This is a genomic window from Flavobacterium sp. (genome assembly GCF_013822155.1).
In the GTDB taxonomy this organism is placed as follows: Bacteria; Bacteroidota; Bacteroidia; order Flavobacteriales; family Flavobacteriaceae; genus Flavobacterium.
This window is the reverse complement of the sequence record NZ_PNJW01000078.1, coordinates 1-11,370: the sequence shown is the minus strand read 5'-3', so window position 1 is coordinate 11,370 and position 11,370 is coordinate 1. Positions and strand designations below refer to the sequence as shown.

Here is an 11,370-nt window from a genome sequence, read left to right as displayed (position 1 = left end):
AATATATTGTCTTTACTTTCATTTAAAAGAATTTTCATAAGTGAAATTGCTTCCTCGTTTTGTTTAGTTTCAACCAAAATTTTTGCTTCTTCTTCCCATAAAAAATCATTTCCATCTTTTGATAATCCTAATCCAACGGTCATTTTTTTTACTTTTCGAATGGTTTCCAAATTCCAAGTAGATTTTTGTTTTTGAATAGATTCTAATAAAATACGTTCTAATACTTTAATTTCCGTGCCTTTTTGTGATCCTTTTTCAAAATCTTTAAGATTTTCTCTGTTTTCATACCAATAAATAAAAAATCCGTTATCAATACTTTTGACAGAATTTTTTAAAATCAGATAACTTTCATTAGTTGCTAAATTTTGTTTGGGAAAAACATCAAAAAGCTGACTGGAAATTTCATTACCTAATGCATCATTTTGATAAAGTTGAATCAAATCTGAATAAGCATAAAGTGTTTTAATACTTCTGTCGCCTGCTTCGTATTTTGTTTGAAGGCTTCCAGTTCGTTCTTCAGTATTTAAAGCTTTTTTTCCAATGTTTATAAGATATTCTAAATCATTTTTTGCCCCGGAATAGTGAACAAAATTTTTATCAGAATCAAAAAATAAAAAGAAAGGAACTCCAGTGAATTTTAATTTTCTTTCAGCCATGAAAAGGCTATCTTTTCCTTTTAATCCACCTTTGGTGTTTATTTTATAATTAACAAATTTGGTATTATAAAAATCTGCCATTTCCTTATTTTCAAATAGAGGTTGAATACTCATACAGATAGTGCAATCCGCGTTGTAATATTCAATAAAAACTAACTTATTTAATTTTTTAGCTTTTATAAAAGCTATATCAGCACTCGACTCAAAAACTACTTTTTGACCAAATGATAGATTAAAAAATAAAATAAAAAACAAGAAATGCTTCAAAACAAAATCTATTTACTATAATCTCACAAATTTATAAAGTTGCAATCAATTTGTTAGAACTTTTAGTCAATCTTTAACCAGTAAATGCTAAATTCGATCAATAATTATAGGTAAAATATATTGACATCGCACTTGTTTGTTGTCTTTTACAGCCGGATACCATGGTTCATCAAACTTAGTCATTACCCGAATGGCTTCTTTACTGAAATTTTCAGGAATATTATTAAGTACTTTTATGTCAGTAATTGTTCCGTCAGTTTCAACTATAAAACTGCAAATAATTTTAGGTACAGGAGCTTCATTTTTTGGAAATTTAAAATTTCTTGACATAAAACGATACATACCGTTTTCACCATACATAAGCTTTGGTTTGATGTCGACGTCTTTATCTAAATATACTTTTTCACCGGAGACTGAATGATTTAATTTTTTTGAATAATCAATTTCTGATTGGGCAAAAATGGTAAAAGAGATGAAAAATAATAATAATTGTATTTGTAATTGTTTCATTTTTAATTATTTAAAAATTTATTTTCGATTAAAATGGTCTTAGTATATAATTAATCAGTATTTAAACACTTTTATTAATTTAATATATTAAAATTATATTTTATTAGTATATAAACATAATTAAGTATAAGAAATTGTTTAAGGAATTAATAAATATTTATTTTCTTTAATTAATTATTTATTTTAGTTTTGCGGCTTAAAATTTTAAACCTAAAGAAATGAAAAAAATAATTACTTTATTCTTATTGACATTTATTTTTTATCCTGAATTATCTGCTCAAAGTTTTTCTCCCGATAAAAGAATTACGCTTTATGGTTCTTATACTTTTGATGATAGTTTTGATTCTTATTATGATTATGGGAATTATTATCAAGGAAAAATTAGTGACGGAATGCTTTATGGAGTTGGATTTGAATTTGAAATTCGTCCTTCAGCATATTTAGAACTTTCTTATTTGAGAGAAAGTACAAATGCACCAACACAATATTATACAGGGGGAGCTTTTACCAAATACAATGACTTTGATGTTGTAATGAATTATATTATGTTAGGAGCCAACCATAGTTTTCAAAAAGCAGGTTCTAAAGTTGAGGGTTTTGGAGGATTATCTTTAGGTATGGCAATTGTTGATATTGAACATGATGATGTTAATCCCGCTTATGATGTTTCAAAAAATGTAACAAAATTTGCTTGGGGATTGAAAGCCGGAGCAATCATTTGGGCAACACCTAAATTTGGAGTAAAATTACAAGCACAATTGTTGTCTGTGGCACAATCATTTGGAGGAGGATTTTATTTTGGAACAGGCGGATCAGGTGCCGGTGTAAGTACCTATTCTTCAATTTATCAATTTAGCCTTGGTGGAGGGTTGACTTATAATTTTAATTAATTCAATTAAATAAAATAAAATAAAAAAAGCGATTAGAGTAATGTCTAATCGCTTTTTTTATTAAAAATTGTTTATTGATTTCTGAAAACTAATTCATTATTAAAACTGTCTAACAAAATAATACTTTCGGTTTTAATGGCTCCGGATAAGATTTCTTTTGATAATTTATTTAAAACTTCTCGCTGAATAACTCGTTTTACAGGTCTGGCTCCAAATTGAGGGTCATATCCTTTTTTAGCTAAATAATCAATTGCTTCCGGAGTGGCATCCATCGTAATATTTTGTTGAGCTAACATTTTGGTGACACTTTTTAATTGTAAGCCCACAATCTCTCTTATGTTTGCATTGGTCAATGGCGTAAACATGACGATTTCATCAATTCTATTAATAAATTCAGGACGAACTGTTTGTTTCAACAAGCCTAAAACTTCTGTTTTTGCAGCTTCGGTGGCAGCATCAATTCCGCCTTTCAAATTTTCAAATTTCTCTTGGATAATATGACTTCCCATGTTAGAAGTCATAATGATAATCGTGTTTTTGAAATCAGCTACACGACCTTTGTTGTCGGTCAATCTGCCTTCATCTAACACCTGTAACAAAATATTAAATGTGTCGGGATGAGCTTTTTCAATTTCATCTAACAAAATCACAGAATAAGGTTTTCTTCGAACCGCTTCGGTCAGTTGTCCGCCTTCATCATAACCTACATAACCCGGAGGAGCACCAACTAATCGGCTCACAGCATGACGTTCTTGGTATTCACTCATGTCGATTCGAGTCATTGCATTTTCATCGTCAAATAAATATTCGGCTAACGCTTTGGCTAATTCAGTTTTTCCAACACCTGTTGTTCCTAAGAAAAGAAAAGTTCCAATTGGTTTTTTCATATCTTGTAATCCGGCTCGACTTCTACGAACGGCATCGCTAATGGCTTCAATAGCTTCTTCCTGACCAACAACTCTGAGGTGCAATTCATCCTCTAACTTCAATAATTTTTCGCGTTCACCTTGTAGCATTTTCATTACAGGAACTCCTGTCCATTTTGCAACTACTTCGGCAATATCTTCTCGAGTCACTTCTTCTTTTATTAGAGAAGTTCCGGACTGATTTTCAATTAATTGTGTTTGAAGGATGTCCAAACGTTCTTGTGCTTCTTTAATTTTTCCGTAACGAATTTCAGCCACTTTTCCATAATCTCCTTCTCGTTCCGCACGTTCAGCCTCTTGTTTGAAATCTTCAATTTCCAGTTTTACATTTTGAATATTATCGACTACATCTTTTTCTGATTTCCATTTGGCAAAAATTTCGTTGCGTTCTTCTTTTAAATTGGCTAAATCCAACCCTAAAATTTTTAATTTTGTTTCATCATTTTCTCGCTTGATGGCTTCAATTTCAATTTCTAATTGCATTATTTTTCTATCTAAAACATCCAATTCTTCAGGTTTTGAATTAATTTCCATTCGAAGTTTAGAAGCGGCCTCATCCATTAAATCAATAGCTTTATCCGGTAAAAAACGGTTAGTAATGTATCGCTGAGAAAGTTCTACCGCTGCAATAATTGCGTCATCTTTAATTCTAACTTTGTGATGAGCTTCATATTTTTCTTTGATTCCACGCAAAATGGAAATCGCACTTTCAGTATCCGGTTCATCTACCATGATTTTTTGAAAACGTCTTTCAAGAGCTTTGTCTTTTTCAAAATATTTTTGGTATTCATCTAAAGTAGTAGCTCCAATTGCACGTAATTCACCACGAGCCAAGGCCGGTTTTAAAATATTTGCCGCATCCATCGCCCCTTCACCGCCACCGGCACCAACCAATGTGTGAATTTCATCAATGAACAATACAATGTCTCCTTCGGCTGCAATAACTTCTTTGACAACTGATTTCAAACGTTCTTCAAATTCACCTTTGTATTTTGCACCGGCAATTAAAGCTCCCATGTCTAAAGAAAAAACAATTTTGTTCTTTAAGTTTTCGGGCACATCACCATCTACAATTCGGTGTGCTAATCCTTCAGCGATGGCAGTTTTTCCAACACCGGGTTCACCCACAAGCATTGGATTGTTTTTGGTTCGTCGCGATAAAATTTGCAACACTCTTCGGATTTCTTCATCTCGACCAATTACAGGGTCAAGTTTGCCGTTTTTGGCTAATTCGTTGAGATTTTTTGCATATTTATTCAAGGAATTATAGGTTTCTTCAGCAGAAGCAGATGTCACACGTTCGCCTTTTCTCAATTCAGTAATAGCGGCTTCTAAGCCTTTTTCGTTCACTCCTTGGTCTTTTAAAATCTGAGCAACTTTACTTTTCGATTTAAAAATTGCTAAGATTAAATGTTCGATTGAAACATATTCATCGTTCATTTTTTTGGCAATGATAGAAGCCTCATTTAACATGGTTCCGGCTTCGCGGGAGAGCACTATTTCGCCACCGGAAACTTTTGGAAAGCTCTGAATTGTACTATCTAAAATTTGTGAAAATAAGTTTACATTCACATTCATTTTTTTTAAAATAAATGGAGCAACATTTTCATCAACTTCTAAAATTCCTTTAAAAATATGTTCGTTTTCCAGTTGTTGTTGACCAAAACTTTGTGCAATTTGCTGAGCTTGTTGCAAAGCTTCTTGCGATTTAATGGTTAAATTTTTTAAATTCATTTGTTGTGTTTTTATAATTTTCAGACAAGTAAATGTCTTTTAATTCAATATCTTTGGTAAATAATTGTCAACTACTATTCCAATTCTAAAATCAAGACAAAATGTCTTTTTTTGAGTAAAACTTATTCAAAATAAAGTCAAAATGTCTTAAAATATGTCAAATATGAGTTTTTTAACCAATTTATTCGGAAGTTCAGAAGAAGATAAAGTATCGAAAGTAGGATGGAGGATATTAGCCGATTTAGGACAACTTAATGAAATCATCGAGCTTTCTCATCAAAAGCCTGTTTTGATTTTTAAACACAGTACACGGTGCAGCATTAGTCGTTTTGCCTTAAAAAATTTTGAAAACGAATATGATTTTAAAGCAGAAGAACTTCAGCCTTATTTCTTAGATTTGTTGGAATACAGAGCTATTTCAAATGAAATTACAAATCGATTTGACGTGATGCATCAATCTCCACAAATTCTTCTCATTAAAGAAGGAAAATGTGTTTATGATGATTCACATGATGGAATTGAAATAAATAAATTGAAAAAATTTATTGTTTAACTGTTTTAGAAATTTTCATTTGTCAGCATATCAAATGAACTATCTTCTGATTCGATTTCTACTAATAATCTCTTTTAGTTTTGCTTTCAAATCTTCACCGGTATCATAAACCATTTGTTCGTTTGATGGAAATGGAACTGCTCTTTTACCGAAATACGAAATATATTGTTCATCAAATGCTCTTCGATCACCTCGAAAAGTAGCATAAATATTTTCAAAAATAAACTCACTAGCAAGTGGGTAAGTGTTGATTAACTGATTATTATTGAAATCAATATAATCCACTTTTGCTGTAACTTGACAGGCTTTGAATTGTGTAAACTGATACGCTGTTCCTTTTACAGTAATGAATTTATCTACTTTGATGGGATTTCCTAAACTGTCACGAACTATGTTTCCGTTGGCATCTAAAAGATTTTTCACACCATCTTTTATCTGTTTTTCTTGAATCACTTGTTTTTCCTTGATTTGTTCAGGTGAAATATTTATTTCTCTGAAATTCAAAATGATGCCGAAATCATAAGTAATTCCTTGTTGTCTGTTGCTGTGATAAACCGTCCATTTATCGTTTAAACCATAGGTGCTAAAATCTAATAAATCATCTTGCAAACGAATAGGAATCATCATGTTGGTTTCGTTTTTTGTATAAACATTTACAAAATCAGTTCCTTTGAATTGAGCTTCTTCAATTAGCTTGTTGACATCTTTAAATCCCGGATTGATGCTGTTTAAATATTTTAAATCATCGAAAACTTTTCTTGCTTCTATTTTATTTGCTGTTTGTAATAAGTTTTTAGAATTGGTATATAAATAATTAGACAAGGCATTTTTACTATCAATAATTTCTGTAGAATAATTATCCATAGGAAAAATAGCGTCTCTGCCTTCTTTCAGTAATTTTAAGGGTAATAAAGGTCTAATTAATTCTTGACGTCGATTGAGTTGAACGTACGAATTATATATTTGTTCTAAATTTGTTGGATTGGCGTCTTTTGACCATGAATCGATGTTTCTTAAATCTCTTTCTTTTGCTTTAGCAAAAGCTTCTTCAAGTATATAAACGTAATCTTGTTTTCCTTTTGCATTTTTATTGTTTCGTAAACTATTTACAGCAATATGAATTGCTTCGTCATAATTACCTGAAGTTAGCTGGTTGGTAGACTGTTTTACTCCACAAGAGAGGATGCTGTAGAAAAATAAAAGAAGTGTAATTTTTTTCATGAAATCATATTTTTATAAAAATCAAATATAATAAACAAGAACAATCTGGAGCAAAAAAATCCGGTAAAAACCGGATTTAAATTATTGTCTTACAAAGGGAGGAAGTAGTTTACTTTTAACTTCTCCAAAGCCAATTCTAATTTGTCCATTTTGACAATATCCCTTCATTGTAACAGTATCGTTGTCGTTTATGAATTTTCGTTCACTTCCATCTTTCATTTTTATTGGGTTTTTCCCACCCCAGGTTAATTCCAACATAGAACCAAAGCTATTTTCAGTAGAACCTGAAATTGTCCCGCTTCCCATCATGTCTCCGGAATTTACTTTACAACCATTAGAAGTATGATGAGCTAATTGTTGGGCCATTGACCAATACATATATTTAAAATTCGATTTGCTCACTAAAGTGGAGTCTGTTTTTTCCGGAGTGATATAAACTTCTAAATTAATATCAAAGGCATGTTTTCCTTTTTGTTGTAAATAAGGAAGAGGAGCCGGAGATTGTTTGGGGCCTTTTGTTTTAAAAGGTTCTAAAGCATCCATCGTTACAATCCAAGGTGAAATAGAGGAAGCAAAATTTTTCGCTAAAAAAGGACCAAGCGGAACATATTCCCATTTTTGAATGTCTCGGGCACTCCAATCATTCAACAAAACCATTCCGAAAATATAATCTTCTGCTTCACTAACCGGAATGTTTTCTCCCATTATATTGGCATCGGTAGTTATAAAAGCCATTTCTAATTCAAAATCAACTAATCTTGAAGGACCAAAAACCGGTTGCGTATCTCCATTTGGAAGCGTTTGACCCATTGGACGATGAACAGGTATTCCGGAAGGAATTATTGTAGAACTTCTTCCGTGGTAGCCTACTGGAATATGAAGCCAATTTGGTAACAATGCATTCTCGGGATCACGAAACATTTTTCCAACGTTTGTTGCGTGTTCTTTACTGGAATAAAAGTCAGTATAATCACCAATTAATACTGGAAGTTGCATTTCTACATCATCCATTTTAAAAATGATGATATCCCGATGCTCTTTGTTATCTCTTAGCTTTGGGTTATTGCTATCAAATAAATCTCCAATTCTGTTTCTTACTAAACGCCAGGTTTTTTTTCCGTCAGAAATGAAATCATTTAAAGTATCCTGCATGAACATATCATCGGTCAATTCTATACCTTCAAAATAATTTAATTGCTGCATAGCACCTAAATCAATAGCACAATCACCAATTCTTGTTCCAATGGTTACAATATCATCCTTAGTTAAAAAGACGCCAAAAGGAATATTCTGAATAGGAAAATCACTGTCGATTGGAACTTCTATCCAAGATTTTCTGTTGGGGTTGTTAGCTGTTATAGGCATTTTTAATTGTTGATTTAATGTTGAAAAATTATCAACCAAATATATTATTTACTATCAATTTAACAAACGATTTTTGTAATTTTGAGCTCAATTTAACGAAATATTATCAAATGCAACGCGACGAACAAATTTTTGACCTTATTTTAGACGAGCAAGATAGACAAATTCACGGATTAGAACTGATTGCCTCTGAAAACTTTGTGAGTGACCAAGTGATGGAAGCTGCCGGATCTGTTTTAACAAATAAATATGCCGAAGGTTATCCGGGTAAGCGTTATTATGGAGGTTGTGAAGTAGTGGATCAAGTGGAACAAATTGCCATCGACAGAGCAAAAGCCCTTTTTGGTGCCGAATATGCTAATGTCCAACCTCATTCAGGTTCACAAGCGAATACAGCAGTGTTTTTTGCTTGTTTAAAACCGGGCGATAAAATTCTAGGTTTCGATTTGTCACATGGCGGACATTTAACGCATGGTTCACCGGTGAATTTTTCAGGAAGATTATACAATCCTGTTTTTTACGGAGTTGAAAAGGAAACCGGACGTTTGAATTATGATAAAATTCAGGAAATAGCAACTAAAGAAAATCCTAAAATGATTATTGCGGGAGCATCTGCTTATTCCAGAGATATGGATTTTAAACGATTCAGAGAAATAGCAGACAGTGTTGGAGCAATACTCTTAGCAGATATTTCACACCCTGCCGGATTAATAGCAAAAGGTTTATTAAATGACCCTGTTCCACATTGTCATATTATCACAACAACGACTCATAAAACACTTCGTGGTCCTCGTGGAGGGATGATTTTGATGGGGAAAGATTTTGAAAATCCATTCGGAATAAAAACACCTAAAGGAGAAATCAGACTGATGTCCTCGTTATTAGATGCCGCTGTTTTTCCGGGAAATCAAGGTGGTCCACTAGAACATATTATTGCAGCCAAAGCGGTTGCTTTTGGTGAAGCATTATCAGATGAGTTTTTTAGATATTCACTTCAAGTGCAAAAAAATGCAAAAGCAATGGCTGAAGCATTTGTCAAAAGAGGATATGATTTAATTTCAGGCGGAACAGATAATCACATGATGTTGATTGATTTACGAAATAAAAATATTACAGGAAAAGAAGCTGAAAATGCATTAGTAAAAGCAGAAATTACGGTGAACAAAAACATGGTTCCATTTGATGATAAGTCACCTTTTGTGACATCGGGAATTCGAGTAGGAACTCCTGCTATTACTACAAGAGGTTTAGTAGAAGCGGATATGGAAACCGTTGTTGCTCTAATTGACCGAGTAATTATGAATTTTACAAACGAAGAAATCATTGAGGAAGTTGGTAATGAAGTGAATGATTTTATGGGTGAAAGAGCCATTTTCGTGTATTAAAAAATTGTTAATAACAATCTTAATAACAACCTTCAGAAGATAAAAACTTTTGAAGGTTTTTTTTTAAATTTATAAATTAGAAAAGTAAGTTTTTATTTACTATTGTAATTTAATCGAATGAAAAATTTTTATTTTTTAATTATACTACTGCTTCAGTCTGGTTTGAGCCTATTATTTGCTCAGGAAGGCATTACACAACACAACGTTTTAAAAGGAGAAACAGTGATTTCTATTGCTCAAAAGTATAAAGTGACACCTAATGATTTGTATAAACTTAATCCGGAATTGGCAAACGGAATTAAGGAAAATGAAGTAATTAACATTCCCGTTTCTTTGGTTACTAAAGTTCAAAATACAGAACCTAAAAGTGAAAATAATGCATCTAATTCAACTAATGATGTAATAATTTATATAGTAAATCCTGGGGAAACAAAATTTGGTTTGGCAAAACGATTTGGAATTTCAATTAGTCAATTAGAAAATCAAAATCCTCATATCGTTAATGGCCTTCAATCTGGTCATAAACTTGAAATCAGAGGTGGAAAAGAAGTTTATGTGCCAAAGGAATCAAAAAACGTAAATCAATTTACAGATTATATTACCTATGTTGTTCTCCCACAAGAAACCCTTTACGGAATTTCGAAACGAAACGGTTTAACTGTAGATGAATTAACTGAAGCAAATAAAGATTTTTTGAAAGGTGTTTTAAAGAGTGGACAAACTTTAAGAATTCCGGTTAAGAAAAACAATTCTTCTTTCTCTGAGAATTCTAATTATCATCTTGTACAAGCTGGAGAAACAAAATACGGATTGTCAAAACGCTACGGAATTTCAATTGAAGAATTAGAAGCAAAAAATCCTCAGATAATAAAAATGTTGCAAACCGGTCAACGAATTGTTGTTTCGAGAAGTATGACCGCAAATGCAGTATCAAAAAAAGAAGTTCCTAAAAGTGAACCGGTTTTGGCTGAAGTTCCAAAAGTGGAGCAAGTAAATGTAAAATCAAAAGATAATCTCGTAAAAGTCGAAGTTCCTCAGAGCACAGAATCTGGTTGGGTAGATTATGAAGTTCAGCCAAAGCAAACTTTATTTGGTCTGTCAAAAATGACTGGGATGAGTCAAGATAAATTAATAGAAGTTAATCCTAATTTAGCAGAAGGAGTAAAGATTGGAATGATAATAAAAATTCCATCTGACAAAATTACGGCTGAACTGGCTGCTGCTTATAAAGTTCCGGAGTCAAAAACAGTTGTGCCAGATGTTGAAATCACCCAAAATAAAGTAGAGTCAAAAGTTGAAAACAAAAAAGAACAAATAGGCTTACTCAAAACATTAAATAAAATGGAGAAAAAAGAAGTGGTCATGTTGCTTCCTTTTTCAACAGAAAAATATGAAGATTTCATAAAAAATCAAACGTTAAGCACAAATCAATCAACTGAATTTGATTTTTATGCCGGAGCTACATTTGCTATAGACTCATTAAAAAGAATGAATGTTCAGGTTGATGTAAAAAATATTGAACTTGAATTTAATAAGGAAATGAAGGCAGAGTTAGTTTCACTTAAAAAAAATAAAGTTGAAAATTCGAATGCTATTTTATGCTTTTCTTCAAAAGGTAGCACTGAAAAATTAGCTGATTTTGCTTCAAAAAATAATATTCCATTCATAGTAAATAGACAAGAAGAGGGTAGTAAAAATTATCCGTCAACGTTTGTTAGTATTCCCTCTAAAAATGATTTAGCTCAAATGATGCTGAATTATATTGCTGAAAAAAACGGAAATTTAATTGTGGTAAGTGATGCCATAACTGCTTTAAATGAAGATTTTATTCTTCAAAATTTCCCAAAAGCACGCTTTGTCAAA

9 protein-coding genes are annotated in these 11,370 nt (G+C 32.0%); 4 read left to right on the top strand and 5 right to left on the bottom strand.

What is annotated here, in order from left to right:
* Together C0512_RS13820 and C0512_RS13815 are read right to left on the bottom strand one after the other, a co-directional pair.
* Nucleotides 1-737 (bottom strand): hypothetical protein (locus C0512_RS13820; RefSeq protein ID WP_290862559.1); only part of this gene is annotated, 737 nt, incomplete at its 3' end.
* Between the two features lie 273 nt (nt 738-1,010).
* On the bottom strand, nt 1,011-1,433 hold the full coding sequence (locus C0512_RS13815) for an energy transducer TonB (protein ID WP_290862557.1): 423 nt from the start codon (nt 1,431-1,433) through the stop codon (nt 1,011-1,013).
* A gap of 218 nt (nt 1,434-1,651) precedes the next feature.
* Here C0512_RS13815 and C0512_RS13810 point away from each other — a divergent pair, with 218 nt between their 5' ends.
* The gene (locus C0512_RS13810) at nt 1,652-2,323 is read left to right on the top strand and encodes a hypothetical protein (RefSeq protein ID WP_290862555.1); all 672 of its coding nucleotides are present in this window, start codon (nt 1,652-1,654) and stop codon (nt 2,321-2,323) included.
* A gap of 71 nt (nt 2,324-2,394) precedes the next feature.
* On the opposite strand, the gene clpB is transcribed toward C0512_RS13810, so the two are convergent.
* Nucleotides 2,395-4,983 (bottom strand): ATP-dependent chaperone ClpB, encoded by a 2,589-nt coding sequence (clpB, locus tag C0512_RS13805; RefSeq protein WP_290862553.1) that lies wholly within the window; start codon nt 4,981-4,983, stop codon nt 2,395-2,397.
* Between the two features lie 163 nt (nt 4,984-5,146).
* Here clpB and ytxJ point away from each other — a divergent pair, with 163 nt between their 5' ends.
* The gene (ytxJ, locus tag C0512_RS13800) at nt 5,147-5,536 is read left to right on the top strand and encodes a bacillithiol system redox-active protein YtxJ (protein ID WP_290862551.1); all 390 of its coding nucleotides are present in this window, start codon (nt 5,147-5,149) and stop codon (nt 5,534-5,536) included.
* Nucleotides 5,537-5,575: 39 nt separating this feature from the next.
* Here ytxJ and C0512_RS13795 read toward each other — a convergent pair whose 3' ends face one another.
* Both C0512_RS13795 and fahA read right to left on the bottom strand, forming a co-directional pair.
* Nucleotides 5,576-6,757 carry a hypothetical protein gene (locus C0512_RS13795; RefSeq protein WP_290862549.1) on the bottom strand — a complete coding sequence of 394 codons (1,182 nt, stop codon included), beginning with the start codon at nt 6,755-6,757 and terminating at the stop codon, nt 5,576-5,578.
* Nucleotides 6,758-6,838: 81 nt separating this feature from the next.
* Entirely contained in the window at nt 6,839-8,122 is a 1,284-nt protein-coding gene (gene fahA, locus C0512_RS13790; protein WP_290862547.1) for a fumarylacetoacetase, read from the bottom strand.
* A gap of 110 nt (nt 8,123-8,232) precedes the next feature.
* Between fahA and glyA the strand changes: the two genes are divergently transcribed.
* Complete coding sequence (gene glyA, locus C0512_RS13785; protein WP_290862545.1) at nt 8,233-9,507, top strand: serine hydroxymethyltransferase; 1,275 nt, start codon at nt 8,233-8,235, stop codon at nt 9,505-9,507.
* Between the two features lie 117 nt (nt 9,508-9,624).
* Nucleotides 9,625-11,370, top strand: a 1,746-nt coding sequence (locus tag C0512_RS13780; RefSeq protein ID WP_290862543.1) for a LysM peptidoglycan-binding domain-containing protein, incomplete at its 3' end; no start/stop codon positions are given.

What these genes read in the sequence shown, in the direction of transcription:
- C0512_RS13815 (WP_290862557.1), bottom strand. Translation starts at nt 1,433, where the DNA reads ATGAAACAATTACAAATACAATTATTATTATTTTTCATCTCTTTTACC.
- fahA (WP_290862547.1), bottom strand. Translation starts at nt 8,122, where the DNA reads ATGCCTATAACAGCTAACAACCCCAACAGAAAATCTTGGATAGAAGTT.
- ytxJ (WP_290862551.1), top strand. Translation starts at nt 5,147, where the DNA reads ATGAGTTTTTTAACCAATTTATTCGGAAGTTCAGAAGAAGATAAAGTA.
- glyA (WP_290862545.1), top strand. Translation starts at nt 8,233, where the DNA reads ATGCAACGCGACGAACAAATTTTTGACCTTATTTTAGACGAGCAAGAT.
- C0512_RS13810 (WP_290862555.1), top strand. Translation starts at nt 1,652, where the DNA reads ATGAAAAAAATAATTACTTTATTCTTATTGACATTTATTTTTTATCCT.
- clpB (WP_290862553.1), bottom strand. Translation starts at nt 4,983, where the DNA reads ATGAATTTAAAAAATTTAACCATTAAATCGCAAGAAGCTTTGCAACAA.
- C0512_RS13795 (WP_290862549.1), bottom strand. Translation starts at nt 6,757, where the DNA reads ATGAAAAAAATTACACTTCTTTTATTTTTCTACAGCATCCTCTCTTGT.